Origin of the sequence: Mycobacterium zoologicum (genome assembly GCF_020181635.2) — a bacterium.
GTDB lineage: Bacteria > Actinomycetota > Actinomycetes > Mycobacteriales > Mycobacteriaceae > Mycobacterium > Mycobacterium zoologicum.
In genome coordinates this window covers 1-14,718 of the sequence record NZ_JAYJJS010000037.1, presented here as the reverse complement: position 1 = coordinate 14,718, position 14,718 = coordinate 1, and the positions used below count along the sequence as shown (strand labels likewise).

Sequence of the window (14,718 nt, the reverse complement as noted above, 5' to 3'; positions counted from 1 at the left end):
CCGATGATGAGGGGATGCGTCGAGTCCTGAGCCTGTTCTGCGTCGCGGTGTGTGCCGTCGGAACCACCCTGACCGCGGCCCCGGGCGCACAAGCCGACACCAACCCGTGGTTCGCCCCCAACGTGGGCAACGCGAGCCAGGTGATTTCCGTTGTCGGCGTCGGTGGTTCGGACGCCAAGATGGATGTCTATCAGCGCAGCGCCTCGGGGTGGCAGCCGGTGGCCGCCGGAATCCCCACCCATGTGGGCTCGGCCGGGATGGCGCCGAAGGCCAAGAGCGGCTACCCGGCCACTCCGATGGGTGTCTTCACCCTGCCGTATGCGTTCGGCACGGCCCCGAATCCCGGTGGGGGACTGCAGTATGTGCAGGTCGGTCCGGATCACTGGTGGGACGGCGACGGCAACAGCCCGACCTTCAACACCATGCAGGTCTGCAAACGCGCGCAGTGCAAGTTCGATACCAGCGAGAGCGAGAACCTCGAGATCCCGCAGTACAAGCACGCGGTCGTGATGGGCGTCAACACCGCCCGCAACCCCGGCGACGGCGGGGCGTTCTTCTTTCACACCACCGACGGCGGTCCGACCGCGGGATGCGTGGCCATCGACGACGCCAAGCTGGTGCAGGTCATCCAGTGGTTGCGCCCCGGCGCGGTGATGGCGATCGCCCAGTGACCGCGGCGGGTCAGTCCTGCTCGGCGCAGTAGGCCGCTCTGGCGATGCTGACGAACTGATGCGCCGTGGCCAGTGTCAGGCTGGGGTTGGCGTTCTTGACGCCCTTGGCCGCCTGCTTGGGGTTGTGGCCCGCGACGAGATAGTCGCAGACGCTGTGTGCGCCGGCCACGGCATCGGCCGCGTCCGGGTAGGAGATCCCGGCGCGGTCGAGTGCGCCGAGGAAATTGCCGTCCACGGTGTCCGCGGATGCCGGTGCGGCCAGGCCCAGCGCGGCGGCCACCCCGACGGCGGCGTAGGCGAGCGTGCGACGTGTCATCGTGTCCTCCCTCATCCCGTCGCCAGTTCGGGGCAGTAGGCGGCTTGGGCGTACGTCACGAACTTGGCGGTCTTCTTCGGCGATAGGGCCCGGTTGGAGATCTGCAGGGCCCGCGCGGCGCCGTCGACGCGGTGCCCTCCCGCCAGGTAGTCGCAGACCTCATGTGCGACGCCGATCGCGTCCTGGGGACTGGTGTATTCGATGCCGGCCTCATCGACGGCGCTGATGAAGAACGTGTCCGTGTCGGTCTCGGCGTGCGCGGGCGCGGCGAAGGCCAACAGGCAGCTGACGCCCAGCGTGGCCACAAGTGTGTGTTTCACAGTGCACTCAGCATCGCTGGTCTGAATTAACCGCCCGCGCCGTCAAGGTGAATGGCCGATGAACACGAGCTGTCAGGTTTCCTGTGAATGCGCACAGCTTGTGGCCAGGTACTCAACAGTTCATTAACCGGTCATTCAAATGACCACGCACTCGTAACCTTCAGTTCACCATCGCCCCGTTTGGTGAGATCGGCGTCGACTGTCGGCGCTGATCGAGGAGATGTGATGGACTACGGCGTCTTGCCGCCGGAGATCAATTCCGGCCGGATGTATACCGGGCCGGGATCGGGCTCTCTGCTGACCGCAGCCGCGGCGTGGGAGGAACTGTCCGCCGAGCTGAACTCGACTGCGGCGATGTTCGATTCGGTGACATCGGGATTGGTCGCCGGACCGTGGACGGGCCCGACCGCCACGGCCATGGTCGCCGCCGCGGCTCCCTACGTGACCTGGCTGCGCGGCACCGGCGCCCAGGCCGAACAGACCGCGCGCCAGGCCGGGGTCGCCGCGCAGGCCTATGCGACAGCCCTGGCCGCGGTGGTTCCCCCGCCGCTGATCGCCGCCAACCGCGCCCAGCTGCACCAGCTGGTCGCCACCAACTTCTACGGACAGAACTCCCCGGCGATCGCCGAATCCGAACGGCAATACGCCGAGATGTGGGCCCAGGACGCCGCCGCGATGTACCGCTACGCCAGTTCCTCGGCGGCCGCGTCGACTCTGAGCGAGTTCAGCCGGCCCCCGCAGACCACCAACGCCTCCGGCCAACTCGCCCAGTCCACCGCGGCCGCCCAGGCCGGGTCCGCCGTGGCCACCGGCGACGCCACGTCCGTCTCGTCGGTCATCGGTGACTTCTCGCCCTACACCGGGCTGGCCACCCAGGCGGCCAGTGCCACCATGACCAGCTGGTCGGGCACGGCGAACATGATCAGCAACGTCAACAACGGGATCGGCCTGACGGCGTTCACCGCCGAGAACCCCGGCGGCCTGGAGGAGATCCTGCACCCGCCGTTCCTCGGGCCCGCCGGCCTGGGGAACGGTGGTCTGGGTATAGGAGGTCTGGGCCGGGGGGCAATGGGCCCCACCTGGCTGGGCAGCGCGACCCTGGGCGGCGGGGGCCTGTCGGCCGGTGCCGGCAATGCGCTCAAGATCGGGGCGCTGTCGGTGCCGCACGGCTGGGCCATGCCGACCACGCTTGCGTCGGCCTCGGCTCCTCTTCCCGCAGCCGCGGTCCCTGCGGCCGTCGGCGGCGTGCCGGGGACCGCGTTCGGCGAGACCATGTTGGGCACCCTGGCCGGCCGCGGCCTGGGTGCCGCGACCGCACGTGCCGCGTCGCACCGCCGAACCGTGGTGCCGCGGCCGCCGGCGGCGGGCTGAACCGAGCTCATGGACTTTGCGCTACTCCCTCCGGAGGTGAACTCCGGGCGGATGTACACCGGTCCGGGAGCGGCGCCGATGCTCGCGGCCGCTGCGGCCTGGGACGTGCTGGCCGCCGAATTGGAGTCGGCCGCCGCCGGCTGGGCCGACGTGATCGCCGGCCTGACCGGCCATGCCTGGTCGGGCTCGTCGGCGGTGGCGATGGTGGCCGCCGCGACCCCGTATGCGACGTGGCTGCAAGCCGGAGCGGCCAAGGCCGAACAGACTGCGGCACAGGCGAAGACGGTCGCCGCGGCGTTCGAGGCCGCGTTTAGTGCCACGGTGCCGCCAGCCGAGGTCGCCGCCAACCGGACGCTGCTGGCCACGCTGGTCGCCACCAACTTCTTCGGCCAGAACACCCCGGCCATCGCGGCCACCGAAGCTCACTATGCCGAGATGTGGGCGCAGGATGCCGTCGCGATGTACGGCTACGCGGCCACCGCCTTGTCCGCGAGCGTCCTGCCGCAGCACGATCCGCCGCCGCAGACCACCCGGCCGTCCGCGCTGAGCGACCAGTCCGCCGCGGTGTCGCTGGCCGCCGGCCGCACCGGGCAGGCGGTCGCGACCCAGCTCGCCCAGAACTCGGCTGCGCCGGCGACCGGGTTCGCGGCAGTGACCGACGAGATCGGCCAGTGGTCGCCGTTCACCAGCCTCGCCGCCAGCGGCATCAGCTTCGACTCCAGCCTGTACACGGTGGTGGCCAACGGTGCCAGCTGGGGCCGGCTGAACTTCGTGCGCGGCGGGATGGAGGGTGCCTTGACGTTCGGAGGGCTAGGTCCGCGCGGCGTGCTGTCGGCGTCCACCACCCCGGTGCCGGGATCCGGGATGAGTTTGGGGATGGGCCGGGCCACTCCGGTCGGCGGACTCTCGGTGCCGCCGAGCTGGGCCAGTGCGGCCCCGGAGGTGCAGTCGCGGGCGTTCACGCTGGCTGCCGCGGAGACCAGATTGCCCGTTCCCGCCGCTGTTATGCCGCCGGGAACGGTGTTCCAGGAGTCGATGATGGGCACCACCGTGGGCCAGAATTCGGTGCCGGGCGAGTCGGGCGACGCCCGGCGCGGTCGCAAGCAAGGCGGCAAGGACGACGACCAGGACGGCACGCCGATGATCACGATGACCAACGGCAACGGCTGGCTGGGGGCGTCCGTGGCGTATCACAACCGGCGGCGCGATGCCGCGCCGCTTCCGGCGCACTGGCGCACCGGCTAGCCGCGCTGCAGGTAGTGGCAGACCATATCGATCAGCGCGCGGCGCTCGGACTGCCAGTCGAAGGCTCCGCCGACGATCATCTGCGCCAACACGATTCCCCGTAGCGCTGCCCAGATGACTTCGGCCACACCGGAATCCTCGGGGTCTTCAGAGACCAATCGACCCAGCCGGTTGATCGCGGAGTTCATCTGCAACAGGTGCTCGAGGGACTTCTCGCCCAGACCGCCGCGGGTGGCCCGCAGGATCTCGAAGGCGGCCAGCGACGTCGGGCTGGCGTAGCAGTGCCACGCGGTGTCGACCACGGTCTCGATGCGCTGGGCCAGCTCCAGTCCGCCGACGTCGACGGCCGACAGGCTGGTCAGCAGCCGCGCCACCCCGTCGTCGACCACGGCCATCAGCAGGCCGTTGCGGTCGCCGAAGTGATACTGGATCACCCCCCAGGTCACCCCGGCCCGCTCGGCGACGTGCTTGGCGGTGGCGGCGCCGAAGCCCTCTTCGTTGATGCAGCGCACCGTCTCGTCGATGATCTTGGCCCGGGTGTCGTCGCCGCGTTTGCGTGGCGCGCTGGTTCGCCGGGTGGGGCCGGCGGCGCCTGCAGGACCAGTGGAAACGGACATTGTTGACTTTATAACATAGTCCCAACTATTTTTTCTCTGTGACCGAATCCAGGTATGCGTCGCTGACGCGCGACGAGTTGGCCGTGCTGGTACCCGAGCTGCTGCTGATCGGGCACATGATCGACCGCTCCGGAATGGCCTGGTGCATCAGTGAGTTCGGCCGCGAGGAGATGCTGCAGATCGCCATCGAGGAGTGGGCCGGCGCCAGTCCTGTCTACGCCCAGCGTATGCAGCGGGCGCTGAACTTCGTCGGCGACGACGTGCCGACCATCTTCAAGGGCATTCAGTTCGACATCGGTTCACCGCCGCAGTTCATGGACTTCCGCTTCACCGTCCACGACCGCTGGAACGGCGAGTTCGAGTTGGCCAGTTGCGGTGCGTTGCTCGATGTGGAACCGATGGGCGAGGACTACGTCTTCGGCATGTGCCACACCATCGAGGACCCGACGTTCGACGCCACCGCCGTCGCCACCAATGTCAAGGCGCAGTGTCGCCCGGTGCACCGTCCGCCCCGCACCCCGTCGGATCGGGAGCCGCACTGCTGCTGGACTGTCATCATCGACGAGTCCTACCCGCCGGCCCAGCCGATACCCGCGCTCGCGGTGATCAGCCAAACCCGGGCCGCCGCATGGGAACTCGATGATATCGATCCGTCCGATGAGGGCTTGGCGGACTACACCGGGCCGCTGCTGGCCGACGTCGACTTCACCGCATTCTCCCATTCGGCACTGGTCCGGCTGGCCGACGAGGTGTGTCTTCAGATGCACCTGCTGTACCTGTCGTTCGCGCTGGCGGTACGCGCCCGTTGCGGGGACTCCGGCGAAGGGGCCGAGTTGGCGACGTCGGTGGGCCGCCGTCAGCTCACCGGGCTGGCCGGGCTGGCCGCGATGCGGATCAAGAACGCCATGCGACTGTCCGACGACATCGACGGGGCACTGCGCACCTTCGAGCTGCACCCGCTGCTCAATCCCGCCGGTTACGTGCAGGCCGACATCACCGGCGGCGTGTTGTCGGTACGTCGCTCGCCCGCGCACGACGACGGTGCCTGGATCGCGCTGTGCTCACCGGAGTCGATCAATCCGCTGCAGGCGATCGCGACCGCAGTGAACCCGTACCTGCGGGTGGCGGTTGAGGGTGACGGCACCGACTGGAGTCTTGAGCTGAGCGAAACCGACACCGCAGCAACCGAACTGCCCGAGGTGATGGTGACAAAGGTCAGCGGTGGCGCGAAATTCGTGTTCCGCACCCGAAAGTCGTTGCCGCTAACGGTTGTATAACCCTATGGTCTCGGCGGTGGCGACACATCGCGCCGTGCCCCTATCGTGGTCAAGACCCTAGCCGTTGTCGATCCAAGGTAAGCAGCATATGTACGACCCGCAGGGTGATGATGTCACCCAGGAAGCGGACGCAATCGGAGCGACCGCGTTGGCGCCGACGGTTCCGTCGGGCCCCGGCTCCGGTGTGGTGGACGCCTACGCCTGGTCGCAGGAAGACGGCAGCGCCGGCGCGGAACCGGTGCCCTACGTCGAAGAGTTCTACGACCAGCATCCCGGCACCGGGCGGCGCCCGGCAGCCGTGGCGCCGCCGGTGCCCGGCCGCAGGCACCCGTCGTACCTGCCGAAGGTCGCGCTCTGGATCGGCCTGCTGGTAGCCCTGATCGCCGTTGCCGGCGCTCTCTACAGCCTGACCCGCAACACCGAGGAAGCCACCCCGGTGGAGCCGGAGACCAGCGCCGTCGTGGTTCCGCTGCCGACATCGCCTATCTCGACGCTGCCGCCGACCAGTGAACCGGCTCCGCCGCCCGTGGCCACCACCATCGCGCCGCCGCCGCCGGAAACCACCACGCAGCCACCGCCGACGACCACCACGACCGCGCCGCCGACGACGAGCACGACCGTTCCGCCGAGCACCACCACGACGACCCAGCCGCCGACGACGAGCACGACGGTGCCCCCGACCACGACGGTTCCGCCGACGACCACGCAGCCGCCGCCGAGCACTACGGTGCCGCCGACCAGCACCGTGCAGATGACCACCGAGTACCTGCGAATTCCGTTGGTGCCGATACCGATTCCGATCACGGTCCCGGAGAATTAGCCGCGGATCAACGGCACCAGCACCGACGCGGCGAACGCCGCCGTCTCCTCGGGCGTTCGAGCCTGCGGCGGCCCGTCCGGGGTCAATAGCAACGACTGGGTCAATCGAGCCAGAACCGCTGACAGCGAAGCGATCTCGTCGGCGTCCGTCGACCCGCCGGAGTGCTCCCGGACCAGCCGGATGCGCTCGGCGAGGAAGGCCGCCGCCATCTCCACCACGTCACCGGCCCCGATGGTCAACGCCCGCAACGTCTCGTCACGGTCGATCTCCAGCAGCTGGTGCAGCAACCGGTTGTCCCGCAGCGTGCTCAGGGTGATGGTGCAGAACCGCACGATGTAGTCGTCGATCTCTGCGCCGGTCGGTTTCTCGGCCAATACACCGGTGCCGGAGTCGATCTGCGTCAGCACCCGGCCGGCCTCGTAGAGGAACGCGGCCGCGACGATCTCGTTCTTGGCGCCGAGGCGCCGGTAGAGGGTGGCGCGGTTGACCCCGGCGCGGCGGGCGATGTCGTCGGTGCTGGTCCGCCGGACCCCGGTCAGGGCGAACTGGTCCAGCGCGGCCCGCAGGATGTGGGCGTCGGCGCTCGATTCGTCTGACGCGCCGAGCAGCACGAACAGCGGGTTTGCAGACATCGGCATCGAATCTACCGCCCGCTACTGCCAGCGGCCGTTGCGAACAACGCCGAGCGATGCGACAATCATCGTCGTATTGTTGCATCACTAGGGAGCGTGGGTATGCCGATTCGACAGTCCCGACCACCGGTGGACCGCGGCCTGAACCTGGCCGACTACGTCGGCGAGGGCTTCTTGTTCCTCGGCGCCGGCGTGACGGTGCTGCTGCAACTGGCCGAGCCGGGCGTCGGGCACGGCGTCGCCGACCACAGCACCGTGCTGTCCCGGCCGCTGGATCGGCTGCGCACCACCATGACCTACATCTACGTCACCACCCTCGGTACCGACGAGGAGCGGCGCGCCGTGGCCAAGATGGTCAACCAGGCGCACGTCCCGGTGCAGTCGAAGCCGGACGCCCCGGTGCCCTACAACGGCTTCGACGCCGAGCTGCAGCTGTGGGTGGCGGCCACGCTGTACAAGAACGGCCAGGACCTCTACGAGCGTTTCCTGGGTCCGATGGACGATGCCACCGCCGAACGGCTCTATCAGCAGTCGGCGGTCTACGGGACCGCGCTGCAGGTCAAACCGGAGATGTGGCCGGCGACTCGCGCCGAATTCGATGCCTACTGGGAGCGCAAGCTCGACGAGCTGACCATCGACGACCACGTGCGCGCGTTCTGCCACAAACTGTTCACCGGCGGCGACTCGCCCCTGCTGATCCGGCTCGGCATGCCGTTGAATCGGTGGATCACCCGCGGCCTGCTGCCCCCGCAGCTGCGGGAGGAACTGCACTGGAGCTGGAGCGCCCGCGACCAGAAGCTGTTCGACGCGCTGATGACGGCGCTGCCCCCGGTGTACCGCCTGCTGCCGAGGACCGTTCGCTGGTTGCCGTCGCGCTACTACCTGTGGGCGATGCGCCGCCGCCTGAGCAGCGGGCGCCGGCTGATCGACGAGCGCGACCGGGTCGGCGCCGCCTGATACTGGCCGGACACAGTCGGTCGCAGGCACACTGGGGTGTGACCGCAGGGGCCTGCGGGTGCCAGAAGGAGTGCGCCATGGGCGAGGACGGAGCGTTCGGCTTCGATTCCGAGGATCTGGATCGGATGATGCGCGAGGCGGGTGAGGGGCTGCGCGCGGCGTTCGAGCGCTTCGCCGCCCACGCCGGCGCCTCCCGGGGAGGGGCCGGCTGGGGCGGGGTCTTCGCCGACCTGGCGCGGGCGGCGCGTGCCGATCCGTCCACGGCGGGGGAGAACGGCGACGGCGTGTGGGCCATCTACACCGTCGGCGAAGATGGCGCGGCGCGCGTCGAGCAGGTCTTCGCCGCCGAGATCGATGCGCTGCGCGCCAGCCAGCGCAACCCCGATCCCATGCGAAAAGTACGATTTTTACCCTACGGAATTACCGTCGGTGTGCTCGATGACGACCTCGATGAGACAAGGTGACATAGCCCACTGGTGTCCGGGGCTGCTGTGGTTTGACTGCGGTCCCAGGTGGGTTACATTGCCAGCGTGTCCGAGATGAACCGTCGCAAAGCCATGCTCATGATGGGCGTCGGGGCCTTGGCTGCTGCTGCCCCGAACCCGCAGGCCAGAGCCGTTCCGGCGCCTCCTGGAACGCCCGGAGAACCGGGGCAGCCACCGGCTGCGGCGGGCGACCCGGCTGCTCCGACGACCTCTGCGAGCCCTGCGACACCCCCTGCGACCGGCGCCAAGACCGGCAGCTACATCTGGCACGACGAGTTCGACGGCCCGGCCGGCTCCTCCCCGGACCGGTCGAGGTGGACCGTCTCCAACCACCGCACACCGATCCGGCGCCCGGTCGGCTGGGACCGGCCCGAGTTCTTCTACCAGTACCGCGACAGCCGCCAGAACGTCTTCCTCGACGGCAAGTCCAACCTGGTCATCCGCGGTACCCGCGAGGGCAACACCTTCTTCGGTGGCCTGGTGCACGGCAACTGGCGTGGTGGCATCGGCACCACCTGGGAAGCCCGGATCAAGCTGAACTGCCAGACCGAGGGCTGCTGGCCCGGGTGGTGGTTGTCCAACGACGACCCCGGTCGTGAGGGCGAGATCGACCTGATGGAGTGGTACGGCAACGGCGAGTGGCCGTCGGGCACCACCGTGCACGCCAACCCCTACGGCACCGCGTTCGAGACCCACCCGATTCCCGTCGACGGCAATTGGCACAACTGGCGGGTCACCTGGAACGCCAGCGGCATGTACTTCTGGCAGGACTACGTCGAGGGCATGGAGCCCTACTTCTCCGTCCCGGCCGTGGGTATCGAGAACATCGACGAGCCCGGCCGCGAATGGCCGTTCAACGACCCCGGCTACACCGTGTTCCCGATCCTGAACCTGGCGATCGGCGGCGCCGGCGCGGGCGACGCCCGTCGGGGCAGCTTCCCGGCCGACATGCTGATCGACTGGGTGCGCGTCTTCTAGATCTGTTCGGTGGGCGTCTGCTCGGTGTGCTGCTGCGCCGTGTGCGCGTCGAGCCAGGTCACCCCGTCCCGAGCCGCTCTTGCCAGCGCACCGCGTTCGCCGGCGTAGGCCGCGATCGCGCCCAGGCCGGGCAATGCCCCCAGCCGCTGGTACCACTTGTTCGGGTGCGGGCGCTTGGCCACCTCGTCGAACGTCGCGCGCAGGATGCCGGCCAGCTGCCAGACGGTCCGGGTGATCACCACCGGGGTTGACGACGTGATGGTCTTGAGCGGTTTCCAGCCGGGCGGCGGCTCCTCGGGCAGCGGCTCGGGATCGGGCGGCGCCGGCACGTCGAAGTCCTCGGCCAGCGGCCGCCGGCACAGCACCTCCGAGAGCAGCCGCACCTGCTCGTGTCGATCGGTGACGCCGTACTCACGCGCCAGGGCGCACAGCACGATGGCGTGACTGACGAACCCGGCCAGCTCGCCCACCGGCAGGAAACGGGCCAGCGGGCCGAAGACTCCCGGTGCGGCGACCACCAGGGTGTTCAGCGCGCCGACCCGGTGCACCCACCAGTGCACGCGCTGTTCGCGGCTCATCGCATCCCAGGCGGCGGTGCCGGGCAGGTCGGCGGCGTTGATCAGTTGCGCGCCGGCGTTCAGTGCGAGGTCGGCGGCGCCGGGTCCGCGGCCGGATTCCCTGCGTCGGCGCCGGAGTTGCCACCGCCGGATTCTTTGCGTCAGGCCGCGCGGTGGTTTGAGGAGCCGGCGGGTGCGCTTGCGCAGGCCGATCGGGTCGGCCTCCGACAGCAGGTCCAGCAGCGGGTTGATGACGGCGACCGCACGCGCCAGCGCGTCGGCGACGTCGGCGTCGGTCAGGGTGGCGCGTGGTTTCGGGAACAGACTCATAGGAGGTGATTGTGCTGTGCGCGGCGGCTTGGCGTGGAGCCGGCGGCGGGAAATGTGTCAGAGTCCCCGAGTAGCTTGACGGCCATGATCAGGGTGATTGTGGTTGTGTTGGCCGCCGGGGCGCTCGGCGCGGTGGGCGCGTTGGGTGCGGCATTCCCTGCCGACGCCGCTCCCCGGTGTCTGTTCCAAGGCGACTGGAACTGCGAGGGCTCCCCGCCGTACCAGGGCCCGCTCATGCCGACCTGGGACACGCCCGGCACCTACGGTGGCTGGACCACGAACCCGGTTCAGTGCGATGTGGTCACCAGGGAGTGCCGCCAGGTGACGACGTATCCGTGACCGCGCTACCGGCCGGGCGGGCGGCATTCGACGCCCGGGTTCTGGCAGTACATCCCGATGCCGCCCCGGACCACGCTGCCGCCCTGGACGTTGGATTGCGAGGTCTGATCGCCCGGGTGCTGGAGTGCCGGAATCTGCGCTGAAACGAAGTCATCGATGAGCGGTGACGGAGCCGGAAGAGGGCCCGGGTCAGAGGGATCGGCGTGTGCCGCCACGGCGCCGGCCAACGCAACAAACACACCGATCGCGCCGGCCGCCACAGTGTGGATGAGTTGGTGTCGCATCATCGCCTCCCACGGACTCGCCAATCCGCGTGAGGCCCAGGGTACCGCCGGCTGCGCCCGGGAACCACGGTAGGAATATTGCGGAGCAATCACAACGGCGCAACGATGTCTGTCGACGCAATCGGCGAAATCCGAGTTTGCCCGCCAGTCGCCCTAGCGTGTTGGCCATGGCGCCGATCATGAGCGGTCTACGTCGCGTGACAACCGTGATGACCTGCATGATCTGTCTGGTGATGCCCTCGGCGGTTGCCGAACCGCCCCCCGAACCGATTGCCGAACCTGCCGCGATGGTCAAGTCGGGATTCGCCAACCCGCCTGCCACGATCCGAACCCCGGACGGGTGGACGCTGGTCGTCGGCACCCAGGACGAGACCCAGATTCCGGTGCCGCCGCTGACCACCGCCATCTCGTCTCGCGAATACAAGGCGAGCGGAACGTATTTCGCCGAGCTGATCGGACCGGCGGGCGCAACTCCAGAAGGGGTTCTGGAGGCGGGGTTCCAGATCGGCTGCGGGATCGACATGAGCACCGCCAACGGTGTCACGATGTCCGGTTCGGTCGGTGCGATCCCGGCGTTGAGCGCGATGCTGCCGGTCCCGCCGGAGCCGGGTGCGCCGTTGCAGTTCCTCCCGGGCATGGCCACCCCGATCACCGGCGTGGTCACCGTCGGGCTCAAGCCCGGCCTGGTGTTCATCGTGCCGGTGCACCAGAAGGTGTTCAAGGGGGCCCACCCGTGGGTGATGATCAGCGACTTCCACGTCAAGATCGACGGCTGTGTCGGTGAGTCGTTCATCCGCTCCTACGCGGTGTTGACCCGCGAGACCGACGAGTCCGACGTGGTGCTGTCCTACATCGGGCCGACGAAGTCCGTCTGAGTGGGTGCGTGATGTCGGGCCCTGTGCAGGCCGCGTCATGGCGCGATTTCGTGGAGCCGATGACGGGAATCGAACCCGCGTATTCAGCTTGGCTGCGAGGCGTGCGCCGGTGATCGCTTCGGTTCGCTAAAATGTTGTGTAGCAATCAATTTCGTGTGTATACCGTGCGCGATGATACGTCTCGGTCCGCGGAGTGTCGCGGGCGTTTATCCGGGGAAAATACGGAGTAGCAGCAAAAGGACCGCCGCGGTCTCGCTCCGGCGATCGGGGTCGCGTCATCGTCAGTTGCGCCGTCCGCCGCATTACCCTCGGCGGCGTGGAGTTGTTCGCGTGCGGGGTATGTGGTGCGGCAGCGGAGTCGGTGAGCCAGGGCCGCGCGGTGCTGGCGGTGGTGCGGCACGCGGCCGACTGCTCGGTGCTGGCGGCGCAGGTGCGGGCACGATACGCCGTGGCACCGACAGGGTTACCGGAGTCGCCGAGGCAGCGGGCGTTCGAGCAGCGGGCGTCGTTCGGGGGTTGGCGGCGGACAGTCGACCGGCTCGAGGCTAAGCGGCAGACGGCCGCGGTCGTGGGCCGGTCAGTTGGCGCGTAGGTGGCCGGCGGCCGGGGAACTACGGGATTGGCTGGTGACGCCGCGCCGGCCTCCCCTTGGCCGTACTGGCCGGCGCGGGCGTCACCGTCTCGACCGCCGATGACTGCTGGACGCTCGCCGAGTATGAAGACGCCGGCGGTCGTGGCGAGTGAGGCTCGGTGCTGCACATGACCGACGCCCGGTATCTACGCAGCATCGCCAACAACCATGTCGTGTCGGACTGTGGCGCTATCAACAGCTGAGACCGGTCGTCTGTTCAGCCATCAGGGGCGACACCGAGGCGGGGCACCGGCAAGGGTAGTGCGGTAAGCGACCTACTGTGGGCCAGCGAGCAATTTGCCGGATTTTGTTCCGGGGTAATCAAGAAAAGTTTACGGTGCTGCTCATGGGACGAATTCACATCGTGCTGGTACCTGCCGTTTGGTGCCCCGCTGGCCCACATCGGCGGGTGACGCCATGAAGAATCCGCTTCCACTCGGCCTGACGGCACTCGGGGCGTTGGCCATGGCCGTCGGCACCTTCCTGCCCACCTACGAATCGCGTCGGTTCCTGCGCATCGAGGGCAACACGATGGTTCAGTCTGCCGACGGCTGGATCCTGATCGCGCTGGCGGTCGGCGTCGTCGTGTGCGCCTACAGCGCGGACGACGGCGACAAGAATTACCGTCTCGCCGCTCGGATACTGCCCCTGCTTGGCGCCGGTTGGCTGCTACTCATCTGGGTGAACAAGGACGCTCGCACCCTGCACTCGGTCGGTCTCGACGGCACCATGATCGCCGACGGACCGACCGAGGTGGCCAACTTGGGCATCGGTTTCTACCTCGTCGTCGTCGGCGTAGGCGTCGCTGCGACCGGAACGCGACTGCTCTGGAACGCGACCAAGCCGGAACCCCGCGATGTCGATGACGACGACGGATGGGACGGCGACGATGAACTCGACGACGAGGACGACCCAGCGCCGCCGCGCCGGACCACACTCGGCAACCTGATCCCCCGAAACAAGACCGCGCGGAAAACCACAGGCGACGAGGGCGACCCCCATGCCTGAGCTGATGATTTACGATTCCCCGATGCACAGGATGCTTGCAGCTTCCGTAGCCCTCACTCTCGGCACCGTCACGCTCGCCGCGTGCAGCAGCCCACCGAGCCCGCCGGCGGCGACGGTCACTCATACCAGCACGGTCACGATCAATCAGCCCGCACCGGCCGCCGCGGCGTCTGAACCTGCGCCGGCCGCGGCAGGCGACGAGCCCGCGCCCGCGGCCATGTCGTGGACGATGCCGAACCTGATAGGCCGGAACCTTCAGTTCGCCCAGGACGAGATCCAACGGATCACCGCCGACGCGATCTTCTACACCAGCTCGACCGACCTCACCGGGAAAGCCCGCAATCAGGTTCTCGACCGCAACTGGCAGGTCTGTTCATCCACGCCGCCGCCGGGATCGACCATCACCAAGGACACGAACATCGACTTCGGCGTCGTCCGCATCGACACCGAATCGTGCCCGTGAAGCAGTTCATCGCCGTCCTGTTCGTCATCGGGATCATCGGCGCGTACTTCTGGTGGATCGTGTTGTTCGCCGCGATCGTCGGCGGGGCGTGGTTGGCCAAGCGTGCGGTCGAGGCCTCCGACGCGCGCCGCGCTCAGATCGTCGCCGAGAACGCCGCCATCGCAGCCCGCGCAGACCGTGAGCACGAATGGACACTCGCTGGCGACGAACGCGGCTTCTACGGCCAATACCCACCCGCGTAGAACGACGAATGCCGCCCCCAACCTGTGGTTGGGGGCGGTGTCGTTTGGTGAGGTGCCCTCGGCCAGGAGAGTGCCGAGGGACCCTCACCGGGAGGGTAACCCGGGGTGGGGGTTGATGTGTGCAGCGGTTCAGAGGTTGCGCACCGCGGCAGGCCCGGCCAGCAGCCGTGCACCCAGCGGCCAGCGTCTGGATGCGAGCGTGCCGCATCGACGGTCCAACCCTTACGACGCACGCTGAGAACGTAGACCGTGATGCATCAAGTCAAGATGCCCGCGAAATCTGATCCATGCATCACGTAA

20 protein-coding genes are annotated in these 14,718 nt (G+C 68.4%); 14 read left to right on the top strand and 6 right to left on the bottom strand.

The genetic code is table 11. From position 1 onward, the window contains the following. Positions 1 to 14 precede the first annotated feature (14 nt). The gene (locus K6T84_RS21560; protein WP_225398183.1) at positions 15 to 671 is read left to right on the top strand and encodes a L,D-transpeptidase family protein; all 657 of its coding nucleotides are present in this window, start codon (positions 15 to 17) and stop codon (positions 669 to 671) included. Between the two features lie 10 nt (positions 672 to 681). Here the strand turns inward: K6T84_RS21560 and K6T84_RS21555 are convergent, their stop codons facing one another. Together K6T84_RS21555 and K6T84_RS21550 are read right to left on the bottom strand one after the other, a co-directional pair. Continuing rightward, a complete protein-coding gene (locus tag K6T84_RS21555) occupies positions 682 to 987 on the bottom strand; it encodes a DUF732 domain-containing protein (protein ID WP_225401166.1) in 306 nt (101 codons plus the stop codon). A gap of 11 nt (positions 988 to 998) precedes the next feature. Further along, positions 999 to 1,307, bottom strand: a complete 309-nt coding sequence (locus tag K6T84_RS21550; protein WP_224864138.1) for a DUF732 domain-containing protein — start codon at positions 1,305 to 1,307, stop codon at positions 999 to 1,001. 225 nt (positions 1,308 to 1,532) lie between these two features. On the opposite strand from K6T84_RS21550, the gene K6T84_RS21545 reads away from it, so the two are divergent. Next, on the top strand, positions 1,533 to 2,678 hold the full coding sequence (locus K6T84_RS21545) for a PPE family protein (protein ID WP_304621306.1): 1,146 nt from the start codon (positions 1,533 to 1,535) through the stop codon (positions 2,676 to 2,678). Between the two features lie 9 nt (positions 2,679 to 2,687). Then, positions 2,688 to 3,923, top strand: coding sequence for a PPE family protein (locus K6T84_RS21540; protein WP_225401167.1), 1,236 nt, complete (start codon positions 2,688 to 2,690; stop codon positions 3,921 to 3,923). Here K6T84_RS21540 and K6T84_RS21535 read toward each other — a convergent pair. After that, positions 3,920 to 4,540: a TetR/AcrR family transcriptional regulator gene (locus K6T84_RS21535; protein WP_224864140.1), complete on the bottom strand. Its 621-nt coding sequence runs from the start codon at positions 4,538 to 4,540 to the stop codon at positions 3,920 to 3,922. The two genes, K6T84_RS21540 and K6T84_RS21535, sit on opposite strands and share 4 nt — an antisense overlap. A 38-nt stretch (positions 4,541 to 4,578) precedes the next feature. Between K6T84_RS21535 and K6T84_RS21530 the strand changes: the two genes are divergently transcribed. Both K6T84_RS21530 and K6T84_RS21525 read left to right on the top strand, forming a co-directional pair. Then, the gene (locus tag K6T84_RS21530) at positions 4,579 to 5,817 is read left to right on the top strand and encodes a hypothetical protein (RefSeq protein WP_224864141.1); all 1,239 of its coding nucleotides are present in this window, start codon (positions 4,579 to 4,581) and stop codon (positions 5,815 to 5,817) included. An 88-nt stretch (positions 5,818 to 5,905) separates the two neighbouring features. Continuing rightward, a complete protein-coding gene (locus K6T84_RS21525; RefSeq protein WP_224864142.1) occupies positions 5,906 to 6,637 on the top strand; it encodes a hypothetical protein in 732 nt (243 codons plus the stop codon). Here the strand turns inward: K6T84_RS21525 and K6T84_RS21520 are convergent. Then, positions 6,634 to 7,269 carry a TetR/AcrR family transcriptional regulator gene (locus K6T84_RS21520; protein ID WP_224864143.1) on the bottom strand — a complete coding sequence of 212 codons (636 nt, stop codon included), beginning with the start codon at positions 7,267 to 7,269 and terminating at the stop codon, positions 6,634 to 6,636. The two genes, K6T84_RS21525 and K6T84_RS21520, sit on opposite strands and share 4 nt — an antisense overlap. 102 nt (positions 7,270 to 7,371) lie before the next feature. Between K6T84_RS21520 and K6T84_RS21515 the strand changes: the two genes are divergently transcribed. The 3 genes from K6T84_RS21515 (at position 7,372) to K6T84_RS21505 (ending at position 9,689) form a co-directional block, all read left to right on the top strand. After that, positions 7,372 to 8,226, top strand: coding sequence for an oxygenase MpaB family protein (locus K6T84_RS21515; protein ID WP_225401168.1), 855 nt, complete (start codon positions 7,372 to 7,374; stop codon positions 8,224 to 8,226). 77 nt (positions 8,227 to 8,303) lie between these two features. After that, a complete protein-coding gene (locus K6T84_RS21510) occupies positions 8,304 to 8,690 on the top strand; it encodes an Rv0313 family protein (RefSeq protein ID WP_225401169.1) in 387 nt (128 codons plus the stop codon). A 75-nt stretch (positions 8,691 to 8,765) separates the two neighbouring features. Then, positions 8,766 to 9,689, top strand: coding sequence for a glycoside hydrolase family 16 protein (locus tag K6T84_RS21505; protein WP_224865638.1), 924 nt, complete (start codon positions 8,766 to 8,768; stop codon positions 9,687 to 9,689). On the opposite strand, the gene K6T84_RS21500 is transcribed toward K6T84_RS21505, so the two are convergent. Beyond that, positions 9,686 to 10,576: a hypothetical protein gene (locus K6T84_RS21500; RefSeq protein WP_225401170.1), complete on the bottom strand. Its 891-nt coding sequence runs from the start codon at positions 10,574 to 10,576 to the stop codon at positions 9,686 to 9,688. The genes K6T84_RS21505 and K6T84_RS21500 overlap by 4 nt on opposite strands. Positions 10,577 to 10,660: 84 nt before the next feature. On the opposite strand from K6T84_RS21500, the gene K6T84_RS21495 reads away from it, so the two are divergent. Continuing rightward, the gene (locus K6T84_RS21495) at positions 10,661 to 10,915 is read left to right on the top strand and encodes a hypothetical protein (protein ID WP_225401171.1); all 255 of its coding nucleotides are present in this window, start codon (positions 10,661 to 10,663) and stop codon (positions 10,913 to 10,915) included. A 5-nt stretch (positions 10,916 to 10,920) separates the two neighbouring features. Here the strand turns inward: K6T84_RS21495 and K6T84_RS21490 are convergent, their stop codons facing one another. After that, the gene (locus tag K6T84_RS21490) at positions 10,921 to 11,199 is read right to left on the bottom strand and encodes a hypothetical protein (protein ID WP_225401172.1); all 279 of its coding nucleotides are present in this window, start codon (positions 11,197 to 11,199) and stop codon (positions 10,921 to 10,923) included. 167 nt (positions 11,200 to 11,366) lie between these two features. Here K6T84_RS21490 and K6T84_RS21485 point away from each other — a divergent pair, with 167 nt between their 5' ends. The 5 genes from K6T84_RS21485 to K6T84_RS21465 all read left to right on the top strand — a co-directional run bounded on the left by K6T84_RS21485 (position 11,367) and on the right by K6T84_RS21465 (position 14,418). Further along, complete coding sequence (locus tag K6T84_RS21485) at positions 11,367 to 12,074, top strand: MspA family porin (RefSeq protein WP_408066162.1); 708 nt, start codon at positions 11,367 to 11,369, stop codon at positions 12,072 to 12,074. A gap of 316 nt (positions 12,075 to 12,390) precedes the next feature. Beyond that, positions 12,391 to 12,666, top strand: a complete 276-nt coding sequence (locus K6T84_RS21480) for a hypothetical protein (RefSeq protein WP_225401173.1) — start codon at positions 12,391 to 12,393, stop codon at positions 12,664 to 12,666. A gap of 456 nt (positions 12,667 to 13,122) precedes the next feature. After that, positions 13,123 to 13,713, top strand: coding sequence for a hypothetical protein (locus tag K6T84_RS21475; RefSeq protein WP_225401174.1), 591 nt, complete (start codon positions 13,123 to 13,125; stop codon positions 13,711 to 13,713). Then, positions 13,706 to 14,176: a PASTA domain-containing protein gene (locus tag K6T84_RS21470; RefSeq protein ID WP_225401175.1), complete on the top strand. Its 471-nt coding sequence runs from the start codon at positions 13,706 to 13,708 to the stop codon at positions 14,174 to 14,176. The genes K6T84_RS21475 and K6T84_RS21470 overlap by 8 nt, the downstream gene beginning before the upstream one ends. Next, complete coding sequence (locus K6T84_RS21465) at positions 14,173 to 14,418, top strand: hypothetical protein (RefSeq protein ID WP_225401176.1); 246 nt, start codon at positions 14,173 to 14,175, stop codon at positions 14,416 to 14,418. Before K6T84_RS21470 ends, K6T84_RS21465 begins: the two co-directional genes overlap by 4 nt. Positions 14,419 to 14,718 lie beyond the last annotated feature (300 nt).

Excerpts from the sequence above, each read along its gene's own strand:
- K6T84_RS21485 (WP_408066162.1), top strand. The coding sequence starts at position 11,367 with ATGGCGCCGATCATGAGCGGTCTACGTCGCGTGACAACCGTGATGACC.
- K6T84_RS21520 (WP_224864143.1), bottom strand. The coding sequence starts at position 7,269 with ATGTCTGCAAACCCGCTGTTCGTGCTGCTCGGCGCGTCAGACGAATCG.
- K6T84_RS21515 (WP_225401168.1), top strand. The coding sequence starts at position 7,372 with ATGCCGATTCGACAGTCCCGACCACCGGTGGACCGCGGCCTGAACCTG.
- K6T84_RS21505 (WP_224865638.1), top strand. The coding sequence starts at position 8,766 with ATGAACCGTCGCAAAGCCATGCTCATGATGGGCGTCGGGGCCTTGGCT.
- K6T84_RS21545 (WP_304621306.1), top strand. The coding sequence starts at position 1,533 with ATGGACTACGGCGTCTTGCCGCCGGAGATCAATTCCGGCCGGATGTAT.
- K6T84_RS21470 (WP_225401175.1), top strand. The coding sequence starts at position 13,706 with ATGCCTGAGCTGATGATTTACGATTCCCCGATGCACAGGATGCTTGCA.
- K6T84_RS21475 (WP_225401174.1), top strand. The coding sequence starts at position 13,123 with ATGAAGAATCCGCTTCCACTCGGCCTGACGGCACTCGGGGCGTTGGCC.
- K6T84_RS21555 (WP_225401166.1), bottom strand. The coding sequence starts at position 987 with ATGACACGTCGCACGCTCGCCTACGCCGCCGTCGGGGTGGCCGCCGCG.
- K6T84_RS21490 (WP_225401172.1), bottom strand. The coding sequence starts at position 11,199 with ATGCGACACCAACTCATCCACACTGTGGCGGCCGGCGCGATCGGTGTG.
- K6T84_RS21495 (WP_225401171.1), top strand. The coding sequence starts at position 10,661 with ATGATCAGGGTGATTGTGGTTGTGTTGGCCGCCGGGGCGCTCGGCGCG.
- K6T84_RS21500 (WP_225401170.1), bottom strand. The coding sequence starts at position 10,576 with ATGAGTCTGTTCCCGAAACCACGCGCCACCCTGACCGACGCCGACGTC.
- K6T84_RS21560 (WP_225398183.1), top strand. The coding sequence starts at position 15 with ATGCGTCGAGTCCTGAGCCTGTTCTGCGTCGCGGTGTGTGCCGTCGGA.
- K6T84_RS21525 (WP_224864142.1), top strand. The coding sequence starts at position 5,906 with ATGTACGACCCGCAGGGTGATGATGTCACCCAGGAAGCGGACGCAATC.
- K6T84_RS21540 (WP_225401167.1), top strand. The coding sequence starts at position 2,688 with ATGGACTTTGCGCTACTCCCTCCGGAGGTGAACTCCGGGCGGATGTAC.
- K6T84_RS21535 (WP_224864140.1), bottom strand. The coding sequence starts at position 4,540 with ATGTCCGTTTCCACTGGTCCTGCAGGCGCCGCCGGCCCCACCCGGCGA.
- K6T84_RS21510 (WP_225401169.1), top strand. The coding sequence starts at position 8,304 with ATGGGCGAGGACGGAGCGTTCGGCTTCGATTCCGAGGATCTGGATCGG.